This window comes from Rothia nasimurium (assembly GCF_035916755.1).
Classification (GTDB): domain Bacteria; phylum Actinomycetota; class Actinomycetes; order Actinomycetales; family Micrococcaceae; genus Rothia.
The window spans coordinates 101,673-127,971 of the sequence record NZ_JAYWIX010000003.1; the positions used below are offsets into that span (position 1 = coordinate 101,673).

Consider the following 26,299-nt stretch of genomic DNA (forward strand, 5'->3'; position numbering starts at 1 on the left):
TATACATCACAGTGTAAATCAATACCCGACCCACAAGGAGGCCAACCATGAGCGGCTTGATTACTCTGATTTCGCACACCTCAAAGGCGCGTAAGCCCGTGACTGTCAGCACCCGCCCCGCCCAGCTCGACGACGCCGAAGCGCTGGCACGGCTCTACTTCGCCTCCTACGACGACGAACGCTTCGCATCCCAGGCCGATGCCACCGCCGAGATGGAGCGCATTCTCAAGGGTGAGCACGGCGAGTTCTACGCCGAGGCATCCCCCGTGGTAGTTGATGAGCACGACCGCATTATTGCTGCATCCCTCTGTCTCAAACACCGCGTGGTCACCGACCCCAAGGACATCCCCACCATCTACGAGCTCTTCACCGCAGCCTCCCGCCGCCGCGAAGGCCTGGCAGAACAGCTGATTCGCCGCAGCATCGACCAGATGTTCGAGGACGGCTACGAGCAGGTTTCGGTACGCATCAGCGAGAACAACGCCGCCGCGCTAGCCCTCTACCTGACCCTGGATTTCAACCGCTGGTTCCCCGAAGACGACGATATTCTCTAGACAAGCGGTACGCTAGGTAATAGTTGAGCCCCACCCCTCACCAGCAGCGGAGGTGGGGCTCGGCTGTTTTAATTGGACAGCGAGCGTGAGTCAGCAAAACCTCACAACCCACTGAGCAAATCTTCGACCGGCTCCAACAGGTAGGGGGCGTTGTTGCGCACATTGCCAACATCCCTACTTACCTCGCGTAGCGCCCAGCCTGCGGTTTCGGCGAAGGCCTGCTCGCGGATGAGTTGCAAGGACGCCTGCGCCCGGGTGCGGTAGGCCCGTTTCTGCTCGGTGCTGGACTTAGGGGAACCGGCTGGCCGGCCTGACCGCAGCCAGGTGGTGAGGCTATCCGATTCGTTGATATCAGAGTCGTCGGCTACGTGAAGGGGTATGGGCAGGCGGTTGTGCAGTTGGCCCAGTTCCCGTTCAATCTCGTTTGTGTAGCCGGGGTCGCCGCCCAGGTCAGCCATGATTCCGGGGTCGAATTCGCCGTTGCCGGGCGAATCCATGGTCACAATCGAGCAGGAGAGCAGCCACTCCCCCTGCTTGTCCGCAAAAGGCCCCTCGGGCCCGGCGGATTCTGCTGGAATCTTCCACCACTCGTACAAGCCGGCGAAGTAGATGGGGCGACCGTCGGTACGGTGTACGAAGTAGGGGGTTTTGACCTGTTTACCCGCGGCGGTGGTTTCGGTTTTCCATTCGTAGTAGCCGCTCACGGGCACAGCACAGTGCCCCGAAACAGCGGCTTCGCGGAAGGTGGGCTTTTCAAAGATAGTTTCACTGCGGGCGTTGAAGGCCCGCGATGAGAAGGCGGGGTCCTTCGCCCAGACCGGTAGCAGCCCCCAGCGGGCCGAGTGCAGTTCTCGGGTGAAGGCCGGGGAGTTCCCCCGCCCACCATCAGAGGGGGCGGACGCACCCGCGCGCGCGAGTGCGTCCGCCCCGGAAACCTGCTCAGTAGGTGCCACGAGCCGGTCAACCAGGATAGGGACCGTGCTGGTGGGCGCCACGTTGTAGTTGGTGATGGGGTCGGTGAGTTCAACCCCAGCCATATACTGGGGGTATTCTTGGGCTAGTTCAAGGGCGTAGCGTCCGCACACCAGAACCCCTCGCTTTCGTAGGCTTCGATGACGGCGTCTTCAAGGTCGTCGACGGTGATGAGGGATTCGATGTCGGCTGCCGCGCCCACTGTTGCAGGGTCGAGGGGTAGGCCGAGGGCCTGGTAAACGTCCGTTGTTACCTCGCGCAGACTATCGGCCCCTGTCACCACGATGCCCGATGAGAACCACCAGGCTCCGGCAACAACCCGCTGGGCGGTGCCTATGAGCTTGATCCTCTGACCGCCGGGCAGCTGGCCCCAGACCGAATACTCGCCGGGGCAATACTCGCCGGGCAACGCCCCCACCCCGGCAGGAATGCCCAGACTGGTGAGAGCCTCTGCAAACATGGCCCCGAAGATGCCGTAGCGCTCGTGGTTGCCGCTGACCGCGTCCGATGCTTTCTGAAAATGATCCACCACCAAGCAGCCCGAGTGATAGGCGGCAGCGTGCCCACCCACGGTGCGCACCAGGGGTTCAAACCCGTGGCCCACCGCAGCCGCACGCGCCTGAGCGAAGCGGGGGTTAAGCTCGTCCCTGCGCCCAAAAGCTACCGTTGGTTTGGGCCGATAAAGACGCAGGGTACTGGGGGCCTCTCCCCTACCAACGGCGCGGACGGTCGCCATGGCTGAATCAACCATCTCTGCCATAGTTCCGCTGGCTGCGGGGTCAACACGGTCAAGGTGCAGCATTAGTCCACCGAAATTTCGTTCAAGCTGGTAGAGACGAACTCCCACCAGGCCGGGCGCAGGCCCGCATTCAGCGCAACCTGCTGGCTAATGATGTGCGAGGGGCTAGTACCGTAGAAGGGCACAAAGCCCTCGGTAAGAATAGCCTGCGACAGTTCCCTGACAAGGCAAGACGCCAGCCCCCTACCCCGGTGCGCCGGCAGCACATCAATACCAATCTGACGGCACCAGTCGGAGTCTTCACTAGCACCGGCTAGGGCTACTAGCTCCGCCTCTGCGTAGGCACCGAGCACCTGCACGTCGGGGCGCAGCTCTTTGAAACCGAGTGCGTTCTCAAAGTCGGGGTTGCCGCGATACTCCTCTAGCTCTGAAGGTTCCAGCCACCGCACCGTGTAGCCCTCGGCGGGCAAGCCGGGGCGGGCGTCCACACTATCAGTAAAGAAATCCCTGCCGGGGGTGAAGAAGAGGGAGGTGCCGCTCATCTGTAGGGCGTAGGGGGTGAGGTAGTCGTTGAGTTTGCGCAGCTCAGAGTAGTCCCCCACCCAGTTCCCGTTGTCGCCAGCCAGCAGGTTGTCGGCGGCCTCGCGCACGCGCGGGTGCTGGGCACAAATGACGGTAAGCCCCCGGTAGTTAATCAGGCGTAACTCCCAGTGGTCGCGGTAGCGGCGGCGGGCCGGGTGCATCTCGTCGAGGGGAATTCGCCGCGCCGAAAGGTGGGTTGAGCCGTGCTGCTGCGCTATATCAATGGCCTGCTCGGGCAGGCACAGGTCGATGGACAGCTGCGCAGCCAGAATCTTCTCGGCCTGCTGGTAGCTGGTGATAGGCGCGGGCATGGCTCTCTTTCTGCTCGGTGAGGTCTGTATCTAGGGTACTCGCTTTAGCGGGGGTGCGTGCGCCGGCGGCCGCTTTGCCTTTCGGGACAGGCTGGTGGGGTGCGCGGGTTGTGTCCCGCATTTATTCTGTTTTACCCGCAACTAGTTGCGGCTTTTTCAGAATAAATGCGGGGTGGTGTTGTCTATGCTGGTTGTATGAAGATTCTTGTTCTGGGTTTGAGCGGCGCCGGTAAGTCCACCTGGGCGCGACGGTTAGCCGCCGGGTACGGGGTGCCGCTGTTGCACCTTGATACCGTTCACTGGTTGCCGGGGTGGGTCGAGCGGAACCTAGCGGACGAACGTGCTCTGGTGGGCGAGTTTCTGGATGAGAATGGGTCTTGGGTGATTGAGGGCGGCTATTCCGATGTGCATTTTGAACGGCGACTGGCCGAAGCTGACCGTATCTATATTCTGTTAGCGCCCCGACTGGCGCGTCTGGGGAGGGTAGGACGCCGCTGGCTCACCTACCGCGGGACCAACCGGCCGGATATGACCGAGGGCTGCTCCGAGAAGCTCGACCTTGAATTTGTGAAGTGGATTCTGTGGGACGGCCCCAGCCGCGCCCGCATAAAGGCCCTGGCGGACGTCCGCCGCACCTACCCCGAGAAAACGGTGTGGAGAAGGTGGTGGGGCTAAACCGCTACTACTTCTTTTATGAAAATGGCCCCTCGCCGTTCACCCAGAATGGGGTTCAGCAAGGGGTCATTTTCTAGATCTGACTAGGGCATTTAGAAATCCCAATCCTCATCTTCCGTGTTTACGGCCTTGCCAATCACGTAGGAGGAGCCGGAGCCGGAGAAGAAGTCGTGGTTCTCGTCGGCGTTGGGTGAGAGGGCCGAAAGAATCGCGGGCGACACGTTAGTGACCGAGGCGGGGAACATTGCCTCGTAGCCCAGGTTCATGAGCGCCTTGTTAGCGTTGTAGTGCAGGAACTTCTTAACGTCCTCGCTCAGGCCCACGCCGTCGTAGAGGGAGTGGGTGTAAGCTACTTCGTTCTCGTACAGTTCATAGAGCAGGTCGAAGGTGTAGTCCTTGAGCTCTGCCTGGCGTTCCGCAGTCTCCTTTTCGAGACCGCGCTGGTACTTGTAGCCAATGTAGTAGCCGTGTACAGCCTCATCGCGAATGATCAGGCGGATCAGGTCTGCGGTGTTGGTGAGCTTGGCGCGCGAAGACCAGTACATGGGCAGGTAGAAACCTGAGTAGAAGAGGAAGCTCTCAAGCAGGGTTGAGGCGACCTTTTTCTTGAGGGGGTCATCGCCCTGGTAATAGTCCATGACGATTCGGGCCTTCTTCTGCAGGTGCTCGTTTTCGGTCGACCAGCGGAAGACCTCGTCAATCTCCTTGGTGGAGCAGAGGGTGGAGAAGATCGATGAGTAAGACTTAGCGTGTACCGACTCCATGAAGGCGATGTTGGTGTACACAGCCTCTTCGTGGGCGGTGACGGCGTCGGGCAGCAGGGAGACAGCGCCGACGGTACCCTGGATGGTGTCGAGCAGGGTCAGGCCGGTGAAGACGCGCATGGTCAGCTGCTTTTCTTCTTCGGTCAGGGTCTTCCAGGACTGCACATCGTTTGAGAGCGGCACCTTTTCGGGCAGCCAGAAGTTAGCGGTCAGACGGTCCCAGACCTCAAGGTCTTTTTCGTCTTCGATGCGGTTCCAGTTGATGGCTTCAACGTGGTTGACCAGTTCGACCTTCTCACTCATGGTGATGGGTTCTCCTCATGTCGGGGTGGTGGAGTGCCTGAAATAGGCTTGGTTCTATTCTTTCACCGTTGGGCGGTTTTCGCACCAGCGGCTCGGTTTGCTTAATATCTCAGGGGCGGACGCCGTCGCCCGCTTCTTCTTGTAGGGCGGCTAGACGTTCGGCTTTGGTTTCTCTGTCGACGAGGCGGCGCAGCAGCGGCAGGGCCGCAGCAAGCTGCGCGGCCTCGTCCTCATTCAATATTTCATCGGCGCGTTCTACGATCCAGCGGTCACGGCGGCTGATAATGGAGTCAATGGTGGTGCTCCCCTGCTCTGTCAGGTAGAGCTCCTTGCGGCGCTTATCGTGCAGGTTTTTACCCGAGGCAATGTAGCCGCGGCGCAGGAGGGAGGCCACGATCTTGTTCATGGACTGCGGGGTCATGCGCTGAAAACGGGCCAGTTCAGCGCCGGTTTGCCGCGGGGCAGCTTGGAGCTGGGCGAGCACGGTTTCTTCAGCAAACGAGAGGGGTGAGTGCGAGTCAGTCTCGTTCCTCAGCCGTCGATGCATTCTAAACACCGAGTAACGTAAGGTACCCGCCTGCTCATACGAAAAATTTTCCAAAGGCGCCAACCTAAAATAATCAGTTTAACTTATCAGTTATATAGATTATATACCGCGATAAAGAAAGCCCGCCACCCACACAAGATGACGGGCCCCGCCCGGCCGGGGCGTCCGCGCCCTACCAGCGCAACACCCTACCCCGCCTCAGGCTTTAGAGCATGCAGCTGACGCAGCCCTCAACCTCGGTGCCCTCAAGAGCCATCTGACGAATACGTGAGTAGTAGATGGTCTTGATGCCCTTACGCCAGGCGTAAATCTGGGCCTTGTTGACGTCGCGGGTGGTGGCAGTGTCCTTGAAGAAGAGGGTCAGCGACAGACCCTGATCGACGTGCTGGGTAGCAACGGCGTAGGTGTCGATGATCTTCTCGTAGCCGATCTCGTAGGAGTCCTGGTAGTAGTCCAGGTTCTCGTTGTCCATGTAGGGAGCCGGGTAGTAGACACGACCCAGCTTGCCTTCCTTACGGATCTCAATCTTCGAGGCAATGGGGTGGATCGACGAGGTGGAGCCGTTGATGTAGGAGATAGAACCGGTGGGCGGAACAGCCTGCAGGTTCTGGTTGTACATACCGTGCTCAGCAACATCGGCAGCCAGCTGCTTCCAGTCCTCAGCGGTGGGCACGAAGTGATCGCCGAACATCTCGCGGGCGCGCTCGGTCTCAAAGTCCCAGGTGCCGTTAATGTACTTCTCGAAGTACTCCCCCGAAGCGTACTTGGACTTCTCAAAGCCTACGAAGGTCTTTTTACGTTCGCGAGCAATCTCCATGGAGGCGCGAATCGCGTGGTAGGTGACGGTGTAGAAGTACATGTTGGTGAAGTCCAGCGCTTCTTCAGAACCGTAGTAGACGTGCTCGCGGGCCAGGTAGCCGTGCAGGTTCATCTGACCCAGGCCAACGGCGTGGCTCATGGAGTTACCGCGCTCGATGGAGGGAACAGAGGCGATATCTGACTGGTCAGACACAGCGGTCAGAGCGCGAATCGCGGTACTGACAGTCTGGCCCAGGTCGCCGCCGTCCATCGCCAGGGCGATGTTCAGGGAGCCCAGGTTGCACGAGATGTCCTTACCGATGGTCTCGTAGCCCAGGTCAGCGTTGTAGACAGAGGGCTCAGATACCTGCAGAATCTCGGAGCAGAGGTTAGACATGATGATCTTGCCGTCAATGGGGTTGGCCTTGTTGACGGTGTCTTCGAACATGACGTAGGGGTAGCCCGACTCGAACTGAATCTCAGCCAGGGTCTGGAAGAACTCGCGGGCGTTGATCTTGGTCTTCTTGATACGGGCATCATCGACCATCTCGTAGTACTTCTCGGTGACGTTGATGTCTGAGAAGGGTACGCCGTAGATACGCTCAACATCGTAGGGCGAGAAGAGGTACATGTCCTCGTTCTTCTTGGCCAGTTCGAAGGTGATATCGGGAATCACAACGCCCAGTGAGAGGGTCTTAATGCGAATCTTCTCGTCGGCGTTTTCGCGCTTGGTGTCGAGGAAGGAGTAGATATCGGGGTGGTGAGCGTGCAGGTAAACTGCGCCTGCACCCTGGCGGGCACCGAGCTGGTTGGCGTAGGAGAAGGAGTCTTCCAGCAGCTTCATCACGGGGATGACGCCTGAGGACTGGTTTTCAATCTTCTTGATGGGGGCACCGGCTTCACGCAGGTTGGTCAGGGCGAAGGCTACGCCGCCGCCGCGCTTAGACAGCTGAAGGGCTGAGTTGATGGAGCGGCCAATGGACTCCATGTTGTCTTCGATGCGCAGCAGGAAGCAGGAGACCAGCTCACCGCGCTGCTTCTTACCGGCGTTCAGGAAGGTGGGGGTAGCGGGCTGGAAGCGGCCGGAGATGACCTCTTCAACAATCTTGGTTGCCAGAGCCTCGTCGCCTTCTGCCAGCAGCAGGGCAACCATGACCACGCGGTCCTCAAAGCGCTCCAGGTAGCGCTGGCCGTCGAAGGTCTTCAGGGCGTAGGAGGTATAGAACTTGAAGGCGCCCAGGAAGGTGGGGAAGCGGAACTTCTTAGAGTAGGCCAGCTTGGAGAGGGACTTGACGAAGTCAAAGGAGTACTTCTCGAAAACCTCGGGCTCGTAGTACTGGTGCTTGACCAGGTAGTCAATCTTTTCTTCCAGGTCGTGGAAGAATACGGTGTTGTTGTTAACGTGCTGCAGGAAGTACTGGCGGGCTGCCTGACGGTCTGCTTCGAACTGGATTTGGCCGTTCTCATCGTAGAGGTTCAGAAGGGCGTTCAGTTCGTGGTACCCCATGCCACGGTATTTCTCGGGGGTGCTCGGATCCTCGTGACCGGGTTCTACGCTGAGGCCGGGTACAGGGAGTTTTGAATCCAAAATTTTTCCAATCCTTCTTGAACGGTTTCTACATCTTCTTCGGTGCCCATGAGCTCAAATTTGTAGAGCACAGGCACGTGGCATTTGGCGGCGACTTTGTCTGCTGCTACGCAGAACAGTTCACCGAAGTTGGTGTTTCCCGCGCCGATGACTCCTTGCAGGAGTTCCCGGTTGTGGGGGTTGTTGAGGAACTTCACGGCCTGGGGCGGTATGGAGCCCGCTCCCCCGGGTCGCCCGTAGCTGGGGACACACAGCACGTAGGGCCCGGTGACCTGTGGGGGGTCTTCACTGGTCTTCAGCGGTAGCCGTATGTTTTTTATTCCGGTCTTCTGCACGAACTTGTGGGTGTTCTCTGAGACCGATGAAAAGTAGACGATGGTGGGCTGTCCGGTGGTGTCTGTGGTGTCCATGGGAGCTGGTGCCTGGATCTGGTCGTGGTGGGTGTGCGCGTGTGGCGCGGGTAAGAAAAGGCCCGGGTGCGGACGCCTGTGGGCGGCGGGTGCTCCCCGGGCAGGTGGTCAGCGGTTAGGCTGCGGCGCTGGCCAGGGCGTTGATCTTGTCGGGCTGGAAGCCTGACCAGTGGTCTTCGCCGGCGATGACGACGGGGGCCTGCAGGTAGCCCATGCCCTTGATGAGTTCGAGAGCTGCGGGGTCCTCGGTGATGTCAACGGTGTTGTACTGGACGCCGAGCTTGTCGAGAGCACGGTAGGTCATGTTGCACTGGACGCAGGCAGGCTTGGTGTACACCGTAACGGTCATTGGGGTATCTCCTTGGTGTCCCGCGCGAAGCGGGAGGTTTCTGGCATAGGGGGGCTCTTTTCGAGCCGGTGTGGGGTTGGGCGGCGGTTTTTCTCTTGTCGCCCGAACCGAGATTTAATACTACATCTAGTGTTTGGGGAGCGCACCTAACCCTACATAGTGTGGTCTGTTACGAAATTTTTTTAAAACCGGTATCTATCCACAGTCCTTCCGCGCGTTTGCGGGCTTTAAGGGAGTTATCCACATTAAGGGCTTCTTGAGGCGGGGTTGGGGGTGGGGGTGTGACCTTAAGCCCGAGGGCCTGCCAGTGCCCCTGGGGCTTAAGACTGAACGTCCCGCGAGATATCAGGGCTGGGGCTTTCAACCCTAAATTGAGCCTTGAGTCTTGGGGGCCGTGTGGGGCGATTTTTTAAGGTTTTTTACCGGGGTGTGTCGCGCAAAAGGGGGCACTCTGCCAGGCTTGACAAGGGCGCCCCTTAAGGTGTTTAAGCGCGGTTGTTTAGACGAGCCCGCGGTCTTTGAGCTGCTCGTAGAGGGCGGTGCCGTCGTTGCCTTCAAGCCACAGGTCGCCCTTAGTGATATCGCGAGCGCGGTTGTCGCCCCAGACGCGGCCGGAAGAGAGCACGGATTCGCCGAAGGTGAGGTTGCGGATGAGGATGGCTTCGACGTTGTGGGGGTAGCGGACGGCAAATCCGTTGTAGATTTCTGGGTCGCGTTGGCCGTCGTCGCCGATGAGGATCCAGCGGATGTGGGGGAATTCGGCGGCGAGGCGTTTGAGGGTGTTGACTTTGTGTTGGGAGCCGGAGCGGAACCAGCGGTCGGGGGTGGGGCCCCAGTCTGTGAGGAGGAAGGTGCCTTTGGGGTAGCCGTTGCGGTGGAGGAAGCGGCGGAGGGTGGGGGTGACGTTCCAGGCGCCAGTGGAGAGGTACATGATGGGGGCTGTGGGGTGGGTGCGGTGGAGGCGGTCCATCATGACGGCCATGCCGGGGGTGGCGGAGCGGGCGTGTTCGTTGAGGACGAAGCTGTTCCAGGCTGCGACGAAGGGCCGGGGTAGGGCTGTGTTCATGACGGTGTCGTCGACGTCGCAGATGATTCCGATGGTTTGGTCTTCGGGGACGATGTAGACGCTGGTGATGGCGGGTTGGCTGCCGGGGGTGGTGATGGTGACTTGGTGTGTGCCCGGTTCGAGGGCGATGTTGAGTTTGACGTCTACCACTCCCCCGCGGTCGGCATGAACGCGGTGGTGTTGGCCGTTGATGTGGATGTCGATGGGGGCGTGGGATATGGCGACGGAGGTGAAGGAGCGCCAACCGCGCACGGGTTCGATGGTGGGGTCGCCTTTTTCGACGGAGTCGAAGAATTCTTCGAAGAGGTCGGTTTTGTAGAGTGCGCGGCCGAGGATGCGTACCCATTCTTGGGTGCCGTAGCCGACGCTGGGTACGATGACGGGTTCTAGGCCGTGTTTTTGTGCTTGGCGTTCGCGGTAGGAGTGGATGCTGTCGCCGATGCGGTAGCCGATGTTGACGGCTTCGTCGGCTGCTTCTGCAACGATGGTGCGGATTTCGTGTGCCCCTGTGGTCATAGCCTTAGTTTTTCATATTTGCGCAGTTGGTGCATGGTGTGACACCAGTGGAGGTTTATTCGTGATTAGTGGTTCTTAAAGAAATGAGGTGGGCACCGCCTTTGGTGCCCACCTGTGTGTAGTGTGTGGTGGTGTTAGTCGACGTTGAGGACGCAGGTGGCGCTGCCGGTGCCGTCTGCTTCGTTGGCGTGGTTGACGTGGTCGCCTTCTTCGAGGGAGTAGCCAGTGCCCTTGATGGCGCAGAAGACTTCAGCTCCGGGGTCTTTGGCGGTGACGGAGACGCGGATCTGTGAGTCTGAGAGGTCTGCGAGGTTGTCGTAGGTGAGCTTATAGAAGGCTTCGCCTTCGAATTCAGCCTGGTTGCCGTCGAAGCTCATCTGGTCCTGGTAGACGGTGATGGTTGCGGGAACCTCTGCGCCGTTGTGTTCGGCAGTTACCTCGATGGTGATATCGTCGCGGCCGCCCCAGCCGTCAGTTGCTTCGATGCCCATGCCGGGTACGATGGTTTGCGCGCAGCCTGCGAGCAGGGCGGTCGCCGCAAGCGCGGATACTACGGTAACTTTTTTCTTTGCCATACATAAAAATATAGCGTCTTCACAGACTCTTAGGGTAATGCTACGCGCCGTTAGGCGACAGTTTGTGGCTAAATGTCTAGCTCAGAGGTCGGGGGTGGGTGCGAAGAGGGCTTCTATAACACCGGAGAATTCATGGCCCATGGTCACGGGGGCAGTTTCACCGGAGATGGGGTGCGGGTGGCAGCGTCTGCCACCTGCCAGGTAGGCTACGAGCTTGTCGCGGGTACGTGTTTGCATGGAGTTGGGCTCCTTAGGTTTTTCTCTTGAGTCTTAGCCTAAGGAGCAGGTATGTGCGGGAGTTTTATCCAACCTATGAGCAACCTGTGAAAGTTTCAGAAGAAAGCTTTGCCTCACCTGCTGAGCAGATGAGGCAAGGCTGTGTTAAGAAATAAGGTGCTCAGAGGGGAGCTGGTTATGCAGGGAGCGGCCGTTAGATTCAATGACCTGCCGGTACCAATCAAAGGACTTCTTGCGGTAGCGTGCCAGGGTGCCTGAGCCGTCGTCATTCCGGTCTACATAAATCACCCCGTAGCGCTTAGACATCTGGGCGGTCGACATTGATACCAGGTCAATGCACCCCCACATGGTGTAGCCTAGCAGGTCGGTCCCGTCGGCGATTGCTTCTTCGGCTTGAAGTAGGTGCTCGCGCAGGTAGCTGATCCGGTAGTCGTCCTCAACCGTGAGCCTATCCGGCCCACCTTCCACCAGCTGGTCCTTGGCGCCCAGGCCGTTCTCGACGATAAAGAGGGGCTTGCCCCAGCGGTCCCAGAAGTCATTGAGTACCAGGCGCAGGCCCACCGGGTCAATCTGCCAGCCCCACTCAGAAGCTTGCAGGGTGGGGTTGGGCACTCCCCCGATGATATTGCCCTCACCGGTCTTTGCCGCCCCCACAGTCTCGCACACCGACATGTAGTACGAGAAGGAGACAAAATCGACGGTATTGAGCAAATCCTGGCGGTCCTGCTCGGTAATCTCAAGCTCCACCCCCAGTTCCCGGAGCTTACGGAGAAAGTAACCGGGGTAGCTGCCGCGGCAGTGCACGTCGCCAAAAACATAGTCATCACGCGAGGCCACCTGGGCAGCTAGCACATCTGCCGGGTCGGGGGTCAGGGGGTAGCGGGGAACAGCCAGAATCATGCAACCCACCCGGTTTTGCCCGTCAATCTCGTGGGCCAGGCGGGTGACTCGGGCTGAGGCAACCAGTTCGTGGTGTACCGCCTGATAGAGGCGCTGCGGCCCAATCTCATCAGGTGTTCCTTCAAGACCCGAGAAGAAGGGAAAGTGCAGCACGGAGTTAATCTCGTTGAAGGTAATCCAGTAACGTACTCGGCCTGCAAAATGGGTCATCACGGTGCGGGCGTACCGCTCAAAGAAATCAATCAGCTGCCGGTTAGCCCACCCGCCGTATTCCCGGGCCAGGTGCAGAGGGGTCTCATAGTGGCTGAGGGTCACCAGCGGTTCGATACCGTGTTTCAACAGTTCATCAATGACGCGGTCGTAAAAGGCCAGCCCCTCGGGGTTGGGCTCAGTCTCGTCCCCGCGCGGGAAAATCCGTGACCAGGCAAAGGAAAGGCGGAAGACCTTAAAGCCAAGTTCAGCAAAGAGGGCGATATCGTCTGCATAGCGGTGGTAGAAGTCGATACCCTCAAGTTTGAGGTTATCGGGTGTCGGCTGGGCTGTGGGGGCGGACGCCAGCCCCCGCGCCAGCACGTCCTGTACGCTCAGCCCCTTACCATCTTCAGCATAGGCACCCTCTATCTGGTTGGCGGCCGTTGCACCACCCCACAAAAATCCTTCAGGAAAACTCACCGGCGGCGTCCTTTCACGTAGCTACTAGGTCTTACCCCTATCCTAGCCCCACCTCCTACCCGGCATAAGGGGAAGTCCATATGAAGAAAGCTGGGATTCTTCGGGGCACTACTCCCAAAGACTCCCAGCCCCCCTTATATGAGGACAGATTAACCGTGTAGCGGCAACCAGCTCCCGTCTTTTTTCATTTTCAGAGCTCACGGTCATAACCGCACACGACTACCTGTACATTTATTTTTTACCAGATGCCATCCTTGCTGGCAGTGCCCCACGGTGAGTAGTTACCGAAGGTGGTGGAATCAATGGGGCTATTGACAGCAAAAGCACCAGATGCCAGCGGACCTGCGTAGGTGTAGGTTACAGGCACGGTGGACTGGGAATCTGCAACCTTGGTGTTGTAGTAGCTCAGGCAGAGCTGCTGCTCACTGGTATCAGCCAGGATGCCAGAGAGAGCAGGAACAGGAGCGTTGAGCTGTTCAGCAGTGGCAACAATCTTGGTGTTGATGCGACCCTGGAAAGCAACCAGACCATCACCGATACCAAAGACAGCATCCAGCTCCTGGCCGGGCTCAACAGTGCCAACAAAGACCCACTGGAAGGAGCGAGTGCGAGTGGCAGCGTCATAACCCAGGTTAACCAGCTCGCCGTTTGAGGTAACTGCACGAGTCAGGGATCGCTGGCGATCCTGGGTGGTGGTCTGAACCAGGTCAATGCGGATAACCAGGGGGTTCAGGGCGGTATAGGTTACGGCAACATCGCCATTGTTCTTGAAGTTGGTGTAAACATCGGTGGCAGTGCCGTTTACAGCAGCAAGAGGCTGGTAGATGTTGAATTCCATGTCCAGGTTCTTGGTCTGGAAGTCAGCAAAAGCTGCGTCGATGGCAGCCATAGAAGCAGCGGAGCAGGTTTCTGCTGAAGCTGCGTAAGCGGGGATTGCAGCGGTCGCAACAACTGCAGGGGCAGCCCAGGCTGCACCCTTAGCGATGGTACGACGCTAAATGTTGTGAGTCATTGTTTTCCTTATTGAGTGTGATTGCAACACACAAAACGTGCTACCTCCGCTCAAGTAGTACACAACTATTTGAACAGTGGGTACAAGCAATACTAAAACAGAACACCACAACTGTGCCACTTAATATGAGCGTTTGTACTAATTATTGGCATAAATCACAGGTAAACCTGCATAGGTAGGGTATAAAAAATAACCTAAACATCAAAGAAAATTAAGCATTACCCCTCATAAATTAGGACATGGTGAAATAAATTAGATAGGATGAGGTAGGGCATTTATCTATTTTTTATAGACACCCAACTGTATTGCAATCCCTCGCTGCAGAATCTTTACTTCCCCTGTAAATAAATACAGTCGAACTAGATTGATTCCCTTCTATCATTTCTCTACCCATCCATGCGTATCACCAAGGTTCCCCCAGAGAAGGCAAAAAGGCCCCGCTCGCACTCGGCGAACGGGGCCTGAAAATCCCTTCAGAAGCTCTGCCAGAAAGGGGTTTTTACACGTGGTGGTAGGGACGGCCAGCGGCGATTTCACCGGCCCGGTAAATCTGCTCAGTAATAATGAGGCGTACCAGCTGGTGGGGGAAGACCAGGTCCGAGAGACTCCAGATGGTATTGGCGCGGGCACGCACCGAATCGTCCACCCCGTAGGCCCCGCCAATCACCAGCACTACCTTCTTAAAGCCCAGCTGGGCTTCCAGCAGACCTGCCAGGGCAGGAGAGCTCAGCATCTTACCGCGCTCATCGAGCAGCACCAGGTAGTCATCACGATCGACCTTTTCAAGAATGCGGCGGGACTCCTCAGCCCGGGCTGCTTCTTCTGCCAGGGACGAGTGGGGCAGGTACTGCCAGATAACATCCCAGGGCTTGCGCAGGCGGGTTTCGTAACGGTCGATACCGTCCTTAACCCATTTTTCGTGTTTCTTACCGATGGCGATGATCTTGATGGTCATGAGTTCTCCTTACTCAGTGGTGCGCGGGCTGCCAGGACGGTGAAGGTGGGGGTTCGTTCTAGCTGCCGCACCTGTGTGAAGCGGTCTTCAACCTGGGCCCGGTAGCGGGCGTGGGAGTTATGCACCAGGTAGAGCTGACCACCGGGAGCTAGCAGACGCAAGGCCGCATCCAGCAGGGGGCCCACCAGGCTAAGGTCAACCGCTGTTCCGGTGTGGAAGGGCGGATTGAGCATGACGATGTCAGCTACGCCCTGGGGTAGGCGGGAACCAGCATCGTCCCAGCTCACCTGAACCCGGGCGTCCTGACCCAGGTTGAGAGAAGCCGACCGCACGGCGTCCGCATCAACATCGGTGGCCCAAACCCGGGCAACCTCTACCCCGTCAGGCAGGTGCTCTAAGACATCGAGAGTCACTGATCCGTTACCGCAACCCAGGTCAACCAGTGTGAGCGGACGGTCGGGCACCTGGTTGGCCAGGTCGGTGAGGACGCTCGCGGCCAGCAGATGCCCACCCCGGTCAGGCTTGCCACCCGAGAAGACACCGCCGGCAGCCTGTAGGGGCCCGGCAGGGCGAGGGGCCTCAGGTACTGAGGCCGGCACTGTAGCGAGCAGGCAGCGGTGTTTGCCCTTACCCCGTAGCCCGTGGACCTGTTCAAAGCTTCGGCCCAGGGTCTCATTAAAGGTGGTGGTCATATGCTTGGTGTTACCGCCCAGAATTAGGGTGACATCGTTGCCCCGTCCAGTCTGATAGCAGGCCAGGTCATAGGCAAGGTCGGCGAGCGCAGCGTGGCTCTTGGGCAGGCGGCCTACAACTAGGGTTCCGTCAAAGGCCTGGCTTGCGAGGAAGTCACCTAGGCCCAGGGTGCTTTGGTTGACCTGCTGGTCTTGGGTGAGGCCAGCAATCAGATGGTGTGGGGTTGTGTATGTGGTGTGGTGGTTGCGGGCGTCGGTGTAGGTGCGTTGGCGGCTCAGTACCCGGCCGCTTTGACTTACCTGGTTGAGGGCCCAGTCGGTCAGGGCTCCTGTGGGATCATCGAGAACCAGTATGTCACTGCCGGGGGCTAGGGTGGCGTAATCAGTGGCGTCGGAGATGATGAGTCTGTCGAGGGCAGAAGGTGCCTCTTGTGCTGTTGGGGGATGAGGTTGGGTCACTCCCCTATTGTCTCACGGACCGGTGAGCTAATCAGGTGGGGTGGTTCTCTAGTATCGCACGGGAGCTACCGGGCTGGGCAGGGGTAGGTATCCGCTGGGTGAGATTCCTGCCTGATTCCCCTGGTTCAGGCGTCTCGCACCCAGCTTCGCTATCAGCCCGCTGATAAAATGCTGGGTGTAGGGCTCCCAGGCCCTGCCCACACCACACACCTGAAACGAGTAAATTGACATGAGCGAACAGACGCCTTCCTCCTACCCCGCGCCCAACTACAACACCGGCCCCTACCAGCAGCAGGCACCCCAGACTGAGAAGACCAACACCCTGGCGATTCTCAGCCTCGTTTTTGGGTTCCTGGTAAACATCGTCGGTATCGTGCTTGGCTTTGTTGCCCTCAACCAGATTAAGCGCACCGGCGAGAAGGGCCGCGGCCTTGCCATTGCCGGCATTGTCGTGGGCTTCATCAGCCTGATCAGTGGTATCATCTTCGCGATTCTCATGCTTGCTGGGCTCAATGAGGTTGCCAAGTCCGCAGCTGCCTACGAGTCATCAGCTGCAGCAGCAAGCTCGTCCTCTTCAAGCGCTTTGGCTACCGAAGAGGTCAGTGAGGAAGCCTCAGAGGCCGCCGACGATGCCTCTTCAGTAGCATCAGATACCGAAACCACTGCTGCCCTTGACCCCGCTTCCCCCTACTGTGTTGCTCTCGATGAGTTCCTGATTGCCTCAGATAACATCCAGCAGGATGCCACCACCTTAGATGGTTACCTGGCCTCGCTGACCAAGCTTCGTGACAACGCTCCTACCGAAGAGATGCGGGCTTCACTAACTACCGCTATCGATGCTGTCAACGCTTCTGATGCAGCTACCTTTGAGTCTGCACTGAACGAGGTTGTGTTCGACCTGGGCCTGGACGCCGTCAGCTGCGGCATCGAATAAACCCCGCCTACCCCCAACAGCAAGGGGCCCCGCATCTTCACGGTGCGGGGCCCCTTTTTGTTTTAGTCGGTCATTTTCACGGTTGCCTGCTGGGGTGCCACCAGGGGCATGGGCTCGTATTCAGCGTGCAGGTCTCGCAGGCGGGCGGTCACTCCACCAGTTCCCCGATATGCACCGTCTGGTAAAAGCGGATTCCACCGGTGTAAACGAAGCTTGCTAGCTGGGTGCCAGCCCTAGACCAGGTGGAGCCCAACCCCACAGACGGGGTCTGGCTGGGTTACACCGCAGACCTTGAACAGGTGAAGAAGTTTAGGCGGGTTCACCAGGAATCCCAAACCCGCAGCATCCGGCAGACCAAGCTGTCCCAGAGTCAAAGCATCCACTGGGTCGCCTATGAGCTGGGCTTTCCCCACCAACCGCGGTTCAACACACAGCTCATTGAGGTTACCCTACTTCCCCAGGATTCAGGGACCCTCGCTCAGGTAACTAGTAGCTGGCTCCGCGCGCCCGAGGCAAACCTACCCCGATCTTTGCGGTTGCTGCGCCGTCCGCTCGGAGCCGCCCTGCGGCCCGTAACCCGCTGGACCACAACCATCCAGGCCAGTACCCTTGCCGAGCAGCTTCGCGCTGCCGCTACACGCTCCGCTCCCACTCCCTAAGGAGGCCCATGGAAAGCATGATCCACCAGGCCACCGTCATCGTCATCGGCGGCGGGCAGGCTGCACCGGCTCTTGGCCCGTTAAGGTCTTTACACGCGCACAGAAGCTGACCGGGCTAGCACCAGCGTGGGCAGCAGCGCCAGGGCTGCGATACAGGCGAGCGCCGGGAAAGAGGTTGCAGCCATAATGAAACCCGAAGCCAGGGCAGCGGTTGCAGCACCCAGGTTGGTGAGCGAATCCAGGCCACCTGCTGCCCGGGTGCGGCTTTCAGCCGGCAAGGACGCCGCAAAGAGGGCGGATGCCGCAACAAAGGTTGCCGACCAGCCCACACCCAGCAGAATCAGGCTTGCCACCATGGCAGGTGTGCTGTAAGGGGCAAGGGCGCCCAGCGCTACAGAGAGTATCAACAAGGCGGTGCCGATGAGTATCATGGTGCGCTCCCCTAGCCGGTCGGTGCCCAGCCCCATCAGGGGAGACAGCCCGTACATGCCCAGCACGTGCAGGCTGATGGTCAGGCCGATGATTTCGATGCCTGAGCCCTGGTGGTTCATGTGCACCGGGGTCATGGTCATCACCGAAACCATCACCATGTGCGCCCCCAGCAGGCTAATGGCCGCAAAGCGGGCCTGCCTGTTGCCCGCAATTTCGCGGATAAAGGCCCCGATTTTAGCGCCAAATGTGGATTTCTTCGGAGCGGACGCCCGCTCCCCCTGCCCCGCAGTAAACAGGCCGGGTGCGGCGCGCTTTTTATTGCCCGGCAAGAGGGTGAAGACCAGCAGGGTCGCGGCGGCCATAGCGATAGCCGCCAGGGCAAAGGCTGCACTGTAAAGGTTGGTGCCCAGGGATGGCGCGAGCGCGGCAGCCGGGGTGCCGATATTGGGGCCGAGCACAGAGCCGATAGTGCCGACCCAAACGATGAAGCTGAGGGCTGAGCCGCGGTTGGCGTCGGTGGCGTGGTCGGTTGCTGCGAAGCGGGCTTGGAGGGCGGCGGCGGAGCCTGCTCCCATCAGAAGCAGGCCGAGGGCTACCAGGGTGATGCTGGTGGTGGAGGCGGCGAAGGCAAGCAGGGTGGCGCCGAGGCTTGCGGTGGCCCAGCCGGTGGTGAGGGCGGTACGGCGGCTGGTGCGGGCTGCGAGGTTGGCTAGCGGTATGCCGAAGATGGCGGCCCCGAAGGTGGAGGCGGTGCGGGCGATTCCAGCTAGTGCCTCGTTCTGGGTGACCTCGCTAGCAAGGAGCACCCCGATAGAGGGGGCCGCTCCTACGCCGATGGTTCCAAAGACCTGGGTGAGGGCCAAAGCCCAGAGGACGCGGCGCTGCAGGTGGGTGTTCATGAGTTTTAGTTTACTGAGGTGCGGCAAGATTCAGAGTCCTTGCCCCGGAATTCACTGTGTGAAGTAGTCTTCTCTATGCTGTAGGTTTTTCGATACTATGAGGAGCTATGCCCCTTACCCTTTGGCTTTCCCTCGTCGCTGCCTGCCTGGTAATTTCTTTGACCCCGGGGGCAGGTGCGGTGAACACCATGACGACCTCCCTGCTACACGGCTGGAAGAAGGCCTTTTTCACGGTCATGGGGCAGCAACTGGCCCTGGTGGTGCAGATTGCTATTGTGGCAGCTGGTCTGGGTGTGGTGGTCGCTAACTCGCCGGTGCTCTTCGATGTAATCCGCTACGGTGGGGCTGCCTACCTGGTTTACCTCGGGTTACGCATGATTCTTGCCCGCCCTCAAACCCCGCAGCGAGCCCGCGACGAGGCAGAAAGTGGGTCGGGCGCGTCCGCCCAGCAGGGGCAAGGACGCCGCATCCGAGCAGGTGTGCGCCTGCAGCCGGGCACCCCTTTAGCTCTCTTTAATCGGGGGTTTTGGGTGAATATGTCGAACCCTAAGGCCATTGTTTTTATTTTGGCCTTTATGCCACAGTTCGTGCAGCCGGACGCCCCGCAGCTGCCCCAATATTTGATTCTGGCCGGTACCATGGTTGCCATTGATATTCTGGTTATGTGGGGCGGGTTTGCCCTGGTGGCAAAGACTCTGACCAGGCTCTCGCATTCAGAGCGCGGCCAGACGATACTGAACCGGGTCTTTGGATCCCTCTTTATTCTGGTCGCTGCTCTCATGGTCTGTGCAGGGCACTAGGGGGCTCTGGCGGAATCTGCCTTCTTTTAATCAGGCAGGTCAGGGACACACTCAACCTAGGCCGGGGAGGAAACCAGGCTAAGCCACTGGCAAACCACCAGGTCTTCGGGAGTGACGGGTATACCCTCGTCCCCCTCTGACCAGAAACTGCGGTGGGCTCTCCACCATTCGTCCCAGGTAGCAAAGCCTTCGCCTTCGGCCCGAATGAAGTCATCGGTAACGTCCTGGGCTTGCATCACATCAACCCGGCTTGTTTCGAGCAGGCAGACGGGCCTACCTGCAGAATCAACCACCAGTTCCCTCTGCCCAAGGGTGGGCAGAGCCTCACCCGCATCTACATAGTGCCGGTGAAGGGAAGAGGTTGCCGTCTTCTGACCGCTAATAAGCGCTCTTACCAGCTGGTCTCTGAGTGAGCCGGGCTCACCGTACTCCCCTACCGCATCTGCCACAGGCAGGCTAAAGCCCTCTCGTAGGTGTTCGGGCAGGGCAGCCAGCCAGGCCAGGGTGCGTTCAATCACCAGTTCAGTCTGCTCGGGTGCATAGGTAGGCCAGCTGGAATCAGTAAAAAGATGGTCAGCTCCCTTGTAGAGGTCATAATGGGCAGTGGCCGATGCCCGGGTGTAGGTGAGCGCAGCCGGGGCGTCCTCAGCGAACCAGGTATCTGCATCCCCACCGTAAATTGCTACCGGAAAGGAATCTGGTAGGGCACCTGGCAGGCAGGCGGGGTCGACGAAACCTTCAAGGGCAAGCAGGCCCTGGGTGCGGGCGTCCGTCTGAGCCAGACTCTGAGCGACCATTTCCCCGAGAGACACCCCGGCCACCACAAAGGGCCCGGTGAGTGCCGCTATGGCAGCCTGTGCCCGGGCCAGTAGCTGCTCGTGGGTGAGCTCCCGGTAAAAGGCCATCCCTTCTTCAAACGTGGTAAAGCGGTGGCCCTTGTAGAGGTCCGGGGTGAGTACAAGGTGCCCAGCTTGAGCCAGACGGTCAGCGAGCGCACGAACACCGTCGGTCAGGCCTGCCGCGTGGTGGAAGAGGACGATGGTGGTCATGGGGGCCTTTCCTGGGTGGTCTTTCTCACCATGGTAGCCCACACGGTGCCCACTGCTCCTCAACGGGCCTGTGCGCCGTAAACTGGGGTAGACCGTCCTATAACAACAAGGCTAAAGCAATCCGCTTCACCACACTCACCGCTATTTGCAAGGCTCTAGACTGCGAAATCGGTAAGCTTCTGACCCTCAAATAATAATTTCAGCAACCCACCCTCAATGCAGCACCTCATCTACCCTGTAGAATAGCTAGCAGACATTCACCGGAGGACAGTAGGCCGCAGCCTAGGGGATCATCGGTCAGGCTTAGCCTGCCCAATATACCGCCTGTTAGATGAAGGTGCCGGGTGAGCCCGGGTGTCGCTCAAAAGCGACCCCGCAGCTCACCCATTTTTGTGGGAAAACACCCCGGGGCCGCACCTGACCTAGCCTGAAAGGAACCCCGTGACCACCCGCGTCCTCCCATCTATCACCCTTAAAGCCCTCACCCCCGCCGGCCGTGAAACCTTCATTACCGAGAATCAAAGGTCTTTCAATTACGGTGCTTTAGAAGAGTTCGGCCAGCGCAATGCAGATTTTGAAGAAGGACGACGCTAATACGGTTGAACTGTTCGGGTAGAGTACTCAGATAAGGAGCAGCTCCACCAGCTCATTAATGTGCAGAAGCTAAGGGCCTACCGGTATGGACAGGAGGCGGAGGGCTCTCACTGGCTCGATCTAGTCTAGAGGGAAGGTCTTATCTATGGTCACCTGGCATGAACTCGATGCCCGCAGCTGGGCGCAGGCCGCCGCCGAGTACGGGGCTGAGGCTGGCGTCCGTGCATCCTTAGCCCGCATTGAACAGCTCAACCCCCGCTACCGGGCCTTTAACCTGGTACTTGCAGAGCAGGCTGTGGCCACCGCACGCGCTCTTGATGCCCTGCCAGCTAGCGAGCGCGGCCCCCTGCATGGAGTGCCTGTGGCTATCAAGGACGAGAACGATGTGGCAGGTACGGTCACCAGTTTCGGTACGGCCTGTAACAGCACCCCCAAGAGCGCTGATTCGCTCACTGTTAGCCGCCTGCGGCAGGCCGGGGCCATCATCATAGGTAAGACCACTATGCCAGCTTTTGGGGCCTTTCCTATTACCAGTTCTGAGGCTTTTGGTATCACCCCTAACCCGCACAATGTGGCCTTTACGGCTGGGGGTTCTTCGGGTGGGTCTGCGGTGGCTCTTGCTACCGGCATGGTCCCGCTGGCTTTGGGTGGGGACGGTGGTGGTTCGATTCGTATTCCTGCTGACCGGTGTGGCCTGGTTGGTTTTAAGCCTGCCCGCGGGGCTGTTCCCACTGCCCCCTATGATCATCTCTGGCATGATTTGGGTACGGCCGGGCCGATTGCCAGGACGGTGCGCGATGCTGAGCTGATGTACCGCATTATTTCTGGTGCTGCCGGTGGCCCCCGGCAGGTTCCCCAGGCTGGGCGGCCCTTACGGGTCGGTGTGAGTCTGGCCCCGGCTTCTGCCCTGGCCAGGCTGGATCTGGCCCATTGCCGGGCTATCTGGCAGGCGGCTCAGGCCCTGCGGCAGGCAGGTCACACGGTCACCTACCTGCCGGGGCGGCTACCAGACCCTACCTTGCCCTTTATGGTGCAGTTCTTTGCCGGGCTGGGCGATGAAATCCGCGCCCTGGAGAGCACCGATAGCTTGGAGGGTTTACACCGCCATACCCTGGCCCTGGGTTTTTGGGCGCGTGGCCGAATCTTGCAGGCAGCTAAGGACGCCGGCCGGCGGCTTGGTGCCCGCCTGGAAGCCACCTACTTTGAGGGCTATGACCTACTGCTTACCCCTACCACAGCTAACCGGCCTCCTGCCGCTGATCAGCTCCAGGGGGTAGGTTGGGGGGCCGCTGGTTTTGTTCGCGCCATGGTTCAGGCTGTGCCCTCGGCTGTTTACACTCTTCCCTGGAATGTTTCTGGCCACCCGGCCCTAGCTGTACCTGCTGGCTACGCAGAAGATGGCCTGCCGGTTTCGGTGCAGCTAATTGCACCCTTGAAAAAGCAGGGGCTAGGTGACCTCTTTAGCCTGGGAGCAGACCTACATAGGAGGTTAGCTGGCCCTGGTTCAGAGGACCCCTAGCCCCTGCCTGCACCCCTTAGCGGGTTAGTTTCCGCTGCGCTGGCGTTGCTCTAGCTCACCGGCAGCCTGCTGGATGAGCTCCAATAGTTCAGCCTCGGTCATCTGGCTCAGGGGCTTGCCAGCATCAAGGGTGACAGACTCAGCAGAATCTGCCCCGCGGCCCGAGGACTGGCCGGTCTCGGCGTTGACCACGGTCACCTGACCTTGCGGGGAAATATCAGCCCGGTAGGAGACGGCCTGGCCCTGGCCAATGGAGGCTGCCCAGTGCCCGTCCTTGGCCGGCAAGATCTCATAGACGCTCATACCCGCAGACCAGCGCGTAGTCCAGGCGTTATCCCCTTGCACACTGGATTCCTTAATAGCGGTCACCAAGGTGGAAGTTGCGGGTAGGTCCGTTGCCGTGTTGAGGGTCAAGGCAGCCCGGCCCTGGCCGTCCTGAACCGCAGGCACCAGCGACAGGGCCGTAATAGACTGTGAAGAACCGCGCGGAGTCAGGGGGGATACATAGCTCATGGCCCCGTCCCCAGCCGATACCATGGTGAACTCCGAAGGGTTCTGGGCATTAGCGTCCTCAGCGTCTGTATCGGTCAGATCATAACCGTACTTAGAGCCCCACCACTGGGTCAGCGAACCACCGGCGTTGATAGCCTCCCGCTGAATCTTGGCAAGTGACCGGGGGTAGGTCGGGCCAGCTAAGTCAGCTTCTACCAGCTCAGCGGCAGAGAGCACCTCCATGCCTTCAGGGGTATAAACAGCAGCCCCATTAGGGACCCTAGTCACCTTCCAGAAGCCCTCATAGCGGTAGAGGGGCACAACCACCACCGGTGAATCCCCCTCACAGTAGCCATAGACATCGCCCTTATTCCAGTGGGCAAAGGGGGCTCGGGCATGAATAGACCAGGCTAGAGAATACCAGGGCCATGTGGTCTCAAGACGGCGGCCCATCTGCTCAGGAACCGGGCAGAAAGAAGAAGCAGAAGCCGGAATAGTGCCGGTAGTGGGCATAGTCAAGGTCTGCACAGCCTCATAGCCGCCGGTGCCCAGCACCCCGCGCTCCTTAACTAGCACCGTGTAACGGGAGGTTCCCTGCCCGGTGCCGTCCCCAGCCTTAGCCTGGGCGTCCTGGGCAGCAGGAACATAATGAACATCTTCCCGGTCACCGATCACATCGCCCTGATCGCGCTGGGCATAGTTATTGGCCACAATCCAGGGGGCCCGGTCAGCAAAGCTGGTTACTGCATCGTCGGTGACGGTATCTGCCGTGTAGGCTTTAGCTACCACATAGGGGTGAACGGTAAACGTGTACCCCGCCCCGGTCAGGGCCAGCAGGGCAGCGAGCGCAGCTGCACCGGTACGGGGCGGACGGCCACCTTGAGACTTCTGACGGGGGTTACTGGAACTGCCAACGGGCGGAAGCCCGTCGGGTTTCTTCTGTGTTTTCTTAGCCGGGGTGCCCACCCAGTAGGCTGCCAGGAAAAGGGGTAAGAGGCAGCCTAGAATGAGCGGGGTGTACACCCGCAAGGCGGTTTCTGCCACAGCCAGTAGGCCCAGCCCGCGGGTCCAGGTAGCCCAGGCACCGGCAATGATCAGAACAAAAATCAGCAGAGCAACCAAGATGCCTAGGGCACTGGCTTCTTCACCTGAGGTGGTGGCCTGAGCAACCTTTTTGCCCTGACTGGTTTGAGGGCTCTTGCTAGTTTTCTTCTGCCCGGGGTCTGCCGGGGTGGGCTGATCTGCCATTGTCTGCTCCTTTGCTAGTGCTCGCACCCATCCAGGTACATGATGTATCACCCCCTATTTTATGAGCCCCTCCTAGCTCTGTGAACGTTCAGGTAGATACTCGAGGTTCAAACTCACCCAGCCCCTGAAGGTGCCCTTGGTCCTGCCCTGATGGTAGATTCAAGGACAGCCCTATCAGCCTCTACTAGAGAAGAGAAAGACAATGCCCGCAGCTGACATTCAAGAAGGCCAAGATTTATTGGACTTCTTTGCCCCCGTCCTGGGCAAGATTAGCGACCCTAGCCAGCGAGACCGGGCCCAAGAAGTCCTCACCTGGGTTCACACCACCTACCCCCAGCTCACTGCCCGTATCGGCTGGAACCAGCCCATGTTCACTCACCGGGGCACCTACATCATCGGTTTTTCCTACGCTAAGGCCCATATGGCTGTAGCCCCCGAAGCTACAGGCATTCAGCACTTTGCCAGCGCCTTCGATCAGCAGGGGATCAGCTATACCGCCCAGCTCTTCCGCCTGCCCTGGAGTAAGCTCCTACCCTACCAGCTCTTAGGTGAGGTCATTGACTTTAACATCACCGAAAAAGAGGGCCTTACTAGCTTCTGGCGCCCCTAAAACCCTAGGGGCAGGCGACTATAGTAGAGGCCGGATACCAAGAAAGAACTTCCCACAGGATACCTATGCACATCGACTCTAACCCTACCCCGCGCCTCCTCTTCCGTATCTTTGCCACCGCTGAAATGGTCACCTGGGCCCTGCTCATTACGGCCCTGATTCTGCGGGGTACCGGCGTGACTAATATTGTGCCGTTTGCCGGTGGTATTCACGGGTTTGTTTTTCTGAGCTACTGCGTGGTGACTGTCTTTACCTGGGTGAACCAGCAGTGGAAGGCCCCCGTGGGCGTCGCTGGTCTGCTCCTGTCGGTGATCCCCTTTGCGACGGTTCCCTTCGAGCTTTTCCTCGATAAGCAGGGCCTTTTGCGCGGGGGCTGGCGTCTGGCACCTGGCGGGGCGGCGCCGTCCGGCCCGTTCGAGAAAGCCCAGGCCTGGGTGCTGGCCAAGCCTGCGCTCGCGAGCGTCCTGCTCCTTGCCTTCGTGGTTCTACTCTTTGTGGTGCTCCTGCTGGCAGGCCCGCCCGTGCCCAAGAACTAATCTGCACTTCACGAGGAGGTTTTCTTGCACCAGCCCTTCGACAATGAATTACTCGTTGCTATCTACGACCATGATAATCCCGATGGTGCCGACCACAACTTCTACCGGCACCTTGCCCATACCACCGAGGCTCAGGGCATTGCCGATATCGGGTGTGGGACAGGTATCCTGACCGTCACTCTGGTGGGTCAGGGGCACGCGGTTACCGGTATCGACCCGTCGGCTACCATGCTTGCCTACGCTCGTGCTCGCCCAGGCTCTGGCCAGGTCACCTGGGTTGAGGGCACCAGTTCTGCCCTGGAGGTATGCGCCTCAGATCTCGTGCTGATGACGGGCAACGTTGCTATGCATATTATCGGCGAGGATTGGCAGCACACCTCGCGGGATATTGCTGAAGCACTTACCGCAGGTGGAACCCTTGCTTTTGAGGTGCGTAATCCGCTGGCCCGCGCCTGGGAGCAGTGGCCTGTCGAGGGGGCATTCAGGCAGACTCCTGAAGGAGCGCTCAGAGAGACCATTTGTGTTCAAGGCCCCGATCAAGAGGGCAGGGTGGTTATGGAGTCAACTCATGAGTTCCTCGACCGCCAACATTCCATCACAAGTCAGTTAACCCTCAAATATCGCTCCTTTGAGCGCATAGTAGTTGACCTAGAAGCTGTTGGGCTGAGCCTTAAGGCCTGCTACCGCAACTGGCAGCAGGATCCTTTTATTCCGGGAAGTACCAGCCCCTTGATGGTCTTCATAGCTGTTAAGGAAGATGAGAAAAGCTGATGGTCCACCGAAAGTGCGTCATATCGCTGAGCGTGCACATGGCAGGTGCACGCTCAGCGATATGACGCACTTTCGCGTAC

The 26,299-nt window shown here is 59.2% G+C and carries 29 protein-coding genes; 11 read left to right on the top strand and 18 right to left on the bottom strand.

Features of this window, described 5'->3' with window-relative positions; translation table 11 throughout:
- Positions 1 to 47: 47 nt before the first annotated feature.
- Positions 48 to 554: a GNAT family N-acetyltransferase gene (locus VSX42_RS04110; RefSeq protein ID WP_326503095.1), complete on the top strand. Its 507-nt coding sequence runs from the start codon at positions 48 to 50 to the stop codon at positions 552 to 554.
- A 101-nt stretch (positions 555 to 655) separates the two neighbouring features.
- On the opposite strand, the gene VSX42_RS04115 is transcribed toward VSX42_RS04110, so the two are convergent.
- The 3 genes from VSX42_RS04115 to VSX42_RS04125 are packed head-to-tail and all read right to left on the bottom strand — an operon-like array spanning position 656 to position 3,158.
- The gene (locus tag VSX42_RS04115) at positions 656 to 1,591 is read right to left on the bottom strand and encodes an SOS response-associated peptidase (protein ID WP_326503096.1); all 936 of its coding nucleotides are present in this window, start codon (positions 1,589 to 1,591) and stop codon (positions 656 to 658) included.
- A 20-nt stretch (positions 1,592 to 1,611) separates the two neighbouring features.
- Positions 1,612 to 2,328, bottom strand: a complete 717-nt coding sequence (locus tag VSX42_RS04120) for a lipoate--protein ligase family protein (protein WP_326503097.1) — start codon at positions 2,326 to 2,328, stop codon at positions 1,612 to 1,614.
- On the bottom strand, positions 2,328 to 3,158 hold the full coding sequence (locus VSX42_RS04125; protein WP_326503098.1) for a GNAT family N-acetyltransferase: 831 nt from the start codon (positions 3,156 to 3,158) through the stop codon (positions 2,328 to 2,330). The genes VSX42_RS04120 and VSX42_RS04125 overlap by 1 nt, the downstream gene beginning before the upstream one ends.
- Before the next feature lie 195 nt (positions 3,159 to 3,353).
- Here VSX42_RS04125 and VSX42_RS04130 point away from each other — a divergent pair, with 195 nt between their 5' ends.
- The gene (locus VSX42_RS04130) at positions 3,354 to 3,833 is read left to right on the top strand and encodes a hypothetical protein (protein WP_326503099.1); all 480 of its coding nucleotides are present in this window, start codon (positions 3,354 to 3,356) and stop codon (positions 3,831 to 3,833) included.
- Between the two features lie 92 nt (positions 3,834 to 3,925).
- Here the strand turns inward: VSX42_RS04130 and nrdF are convergent, their stop codons facing one another.
- From nrdF to VSX42_RS04190, 12 genes are all read right to left on the bottom strand, one after another.
- A complete protein-coding gene (gene nrdF / locus VSX42_RS04135) occupies positions 3,926 to 4,900 on the bottom strand; it encodes a class 1b ribonucleoside-diphosphate reductase subunit beta (RefSeq protein WP_237186196.1) in 975 nt (324 codons plus the stop codon).
- A 109-nt stretch (positions 4,901 to 5,009) separates the two neighbouring features.
- Entirely contained in the window at positions 5,010 to 5,384 is a 375-nt protein-coding gene (locus tag VSX42_RS04140) for a MarR family winged helix-turn-helix transcriptional regulator (protein WP_326503100.1), read from the bottom strand.
- 268 nt (positions 5,385 to 5,652) lie between these two features.
- On the bottom strand, positions 5,653 to 7,833 hold the full coding sequence (gene nrdE, locus VSX42_RS04145; RefSeq protein ID WP_418950764.1) for a class 1b ribonucleoside-diphosphate reductase subunit alpha: 2,181 nt from the start codon (positions 7,831 to 7,833) through the stop codon (positions 5,653 to 5,655).
- On the bottom strand, positions 7,797 to 8,243 hold the full coding sequence (nrdI, locus tag VSX42_RS04150) for a class Ib ribonucleoside-diphosphate reductase assembly flavoprotein NrdI (protein WP_326503102.1): 447 nt from the start codon (positions 8,241 to 8,243) through the stop codon (positions 7,797 to 7,799). The genes nrdE and nrdI overlap by 37 nt, the downstream gene beginning before the upstream one ends.
- Positions 8,244 to 8,358: 115 nt before the next feature.
- Positions 8,359 to 8,592 carry a glutaredoxin-like protein NrdH gene (gene nrdH / locus VSX42_RS04155; RefSeq protein WP_135013938.1) on the bottom strand — a complete coding sequence of 78 codons (234 nt, stop codon included), beginning with the start codon at positions 8,590 to 8,592 and terminating at the stop codon, positions 8,359 to 8,361.
- 499 nt (positions 8,593 to 9,091) lie between these two features.
- On the bottom strand, positions 9,092 to 10,174 hold the full coding sequence (locus VSX42_RS04160) for an App1 family protein (protein WP_326503103.1): 1,083 nt from the start codon (positions 10,172 to 10,174) through the stop codon (positions 9,092 to 9,094).
- Between the two features lie 134 nt (positions 10,175 to 10,308).
- Positions 10,309 to 10,749 carry a hypothetical protein gene (locus VSX42_RS04165; protein WP_326503104.1) on the bottom strand — a complete coding sequence of 147 codons (441 nt, stop codon included), beginning with the start codon at positions 10,747 to 10,749 and terminating at the stop codon, positions 10,309 to 10,311.
- An 81-nt stretch (positions 10,750 to 10,830) separates the two neighbouring features.
- Positions 10,831 to 10,986, bottom strand: coding sequence for a hypothetical protein (locus VSX42_RS04170; RefSeq protein ID WP_326503256.1), 156 nt, complete (start codon positions 10,984 to 10,986; stop codon positions 10,831 to 10,833).
- Between the two features lie 144 nt (positions 10,987 to 11,130).
- Positions 11,131 to 12,558 (bottom strand): glycoside hydrolase family 1 protein, encoded by a 1,428-nt coding sequence (locus VSX42_RS04175; RefSeq protein ID WP_326503105.1) that lies wholly within the window; start codon positions 12,556 to 12,558, stop codon positions 11,131 to 11,133.
- 238 nt (positions 12,559 to 12,796) lie between these two features.
- A complete protein-coding gene (locus VSX42_RS04180) occupies positions 12,797 to 13,447 on the bottom strand; it encodes a hypothetical protein (protein WP_326503106.1) in 651 nt (216 codons plus the stop codon).
- Positions 13,448 to 14,069: 622 nt separating this feature from the next.
- Positions 14,070 to 14,525: a 23S rRNA (pseudouridine(1915)-N(3))-methyltransferase RlmH gene (locus VSX42_RS04185; RefSeq protein ID WP_326503107.1), complete on the bottom strand. Its 456-nt coding sequence runs from the start codon at positions 14,523 to 14,525 to the stop codon at positions 14,070 to 14,072.
- Complete coding sequence (locus tag VSX42_RS04190) at positions 14,522 to 15,676, bottom strand: class I SAM-dependent methyltransferase (protein WP_326503108.1); 1,155 nt, start codon at positions 15,674 to 15,676, stop codon at positions 14,522 to 14,524. Before VSX42_RS04190 ends, VSX42_RS04185 begins: the two co-directional genes overlap by 4 nt.
- A gap of 229 nt (positions 15,677 to 15,905) precedes the next feature.
- Here VSX42_RS04190 and VSX42_RS04195 point away from each other — a divergent pair, with 229 nt between their 5' ends.
- The gene (locus tag VSX42_RS04195; protein WP_326503109.1) at positions 15,906 to 16,610 is read left to right on the top strand and encodes a DUF4190 domain-containing protein; all 705 of its coding nucleotides are present in this window, start codon (positions 15,906 to 15,908) and stop codon (positions 16,608 to 16,610) included.
- 224 nt (positions 16,611 to 16,834) lie between these two features.
- Positions 16,835 to 17,269, top strand: a complete 435-nt coding sequence (locus VSX42_RS04200) for a hypothetical protein (RefSeq protein WP_326503110.1) — start codon at positions 16,835 to 16,837, stop codon at positions 17,267 to 17,269.
- Positions 17,270 to 17,358: 89 nt separating this feature from the next.
- Here the strand turns inward: VSX42_RS04200 and VSX42_RS04205 are convergent, their stop codons facing one another.
- Positions 17,359 to 18,600, bottom strand: a complete 1,242-nt coding sequence (locus VSX42_RS04205; RefSeq protein WP_326503111.1) for an MFS transporter — start codon at positions 18,598 to 18,600, stop codon at positions 17,359 to 17,361.
- A gap of 107 nt (positions 18,601 to 18,707) precedes the next feature.
- On the opposite strand from VSX42_RS04205, the gene VSX42_RS04210 reads away from it, so the two are divergent.
- Positions 18,708 to 19,400, top strand: coding sequence for a LysE family transporter (locus VSX42_RS04210; protein WP_326503112.1), 693 nt, complete (start codon positions 18,708 to 18,710; stop codon positions 19,398 to 19,400).
- Between the two features lie 56 nt (positions 19,401 to 19,456).
- On the opposite strand, the gene VSX42_RS04215 is transcribed toward VSX42_RS04210, so the two are convergent.
- Positions 19,457 to 20,491: a dienelactone hydrolase family protein gene (locus tag VSX42_RS04215; RefSeq protein WP_326503113.1), complete on the bottom strand. Its 1,035-nt coding sequence runs from the start codon at positions 20,489 to 20,491 to the stop codon at positions 19,457 to 19,459.
- Positions 20,492 to 20,517: 26 nt separating this feature from the next.
- On the opposite strand from VSX42_RS04215, the gene VSX42_RS04220 reads away from it, so the two are divergent.
- From VSX42_RS04220 to VSX42_RS04230, 3 genes are all read left to right on the top strand, one after another.
- Positions 20,518 to 20,643: a helix-turn-helix domain-containing protein gene (locus VSX42_RS04220; protein ID WP_326503250.1), complete on the top strand. Its 126-nt coding sequence runs from the start codon at positions 20,518 to 20,520 to the stop codon at positions 20,641 to 20,643.
- A gap of 247 nt (positions 20,644 to 20,890) precedes the next feature.
- Positions 20,891 to 21,043 carry a hypothetical protein gene (locus tag VSX42_RS04225; protein WP_326503114.1) on the top strand — a complete coding sequence of 51 codons (153 nt, stop codon included), beginning with the start codon at positions 20,891 to 20,893 and terminating at the stop codon, positions 21,041 to 21,043.
- 145 nt (positions 21,044 to 21,188) lie between these two features.
- Positions 21,189 to 22,562: an amidase family protein gene (locus VSX42_RS04230; protein ID WP_326503115.1), complete on the top strand. Its 1,374-nt coding sequence runs from the start codon at positions 21,189 to 21,191 to the stop codon at positions 22,560 to 22,562.
- Positions 22,563 to 22,586: 24 nt separating this feature from the next.
- Here VSX42_RS04230 and VSX42_RS04235 read toward each other — a convergent pair whose 3' ends face one another.
- Positions 22,587 to 24,302 (bottom strand): hypothetical protein, encoded by a 1,716-nt coding sequence (locus VSX42_RS04235; RefSeq protein ID WP_326503116.1) that lies wholly within the window; start codon positions 24,300 to 24,302, stop codon positions 22,587 to 22,589.
- Positions 24,303 to 24,504: 202 nt separating this feature from the next.
- On the opposite strand from VSX42_RS04235, the gene VSX42_RS04240 reads away from it, so the two are divergent.
- The 3 genes from VSX42_RS04240 to VSX42_RS04250 all read left to right on the top strand — a co-directional run bounded on the left by VSX42_RS04240 (position 24,505) and on the right by VSX42_RS04250 (position 26,219).
- Positions 24,505 to 24,912 (top strand): iron chaperone, encoded by a 408-nt coding sequence (locus tag VSX42_RS04240; protein ID WP_326503117.1) that lies wholly within the window; start codon positions 24,505 to 24,507, stop codon positions 24,910 to 24,912.
- A gap of 65 nt (positions 24,913 to 24,977) precedes the next feature.
- On the top strand, positions 24,978 to 25,448 hold the full coding sequence (locus VSX42_RS04245) for a DUF3817 domain-containing protein (protein WP_326503118.1): 471 nt from the start codon (positions 24,978 to 24,980) through the stop codon (positions 25,446 to 25,448).
- A 24-nt stretch (positions 25,449 to 25,472) separates the two neighbouring features.
- Positions 25,473 to 26,219, top strand: coding sequence for a class I SAM-dependent methyltransferase (locus VSX42_RS04250; protein WP_326503119.1), 747 nt, complete (start codon positions 25,473 to 25,475; stop codon positions 26,217 to 26,219).
- Positions 26,220 to 26,299 lie beyond the last annotated feature (80 nt).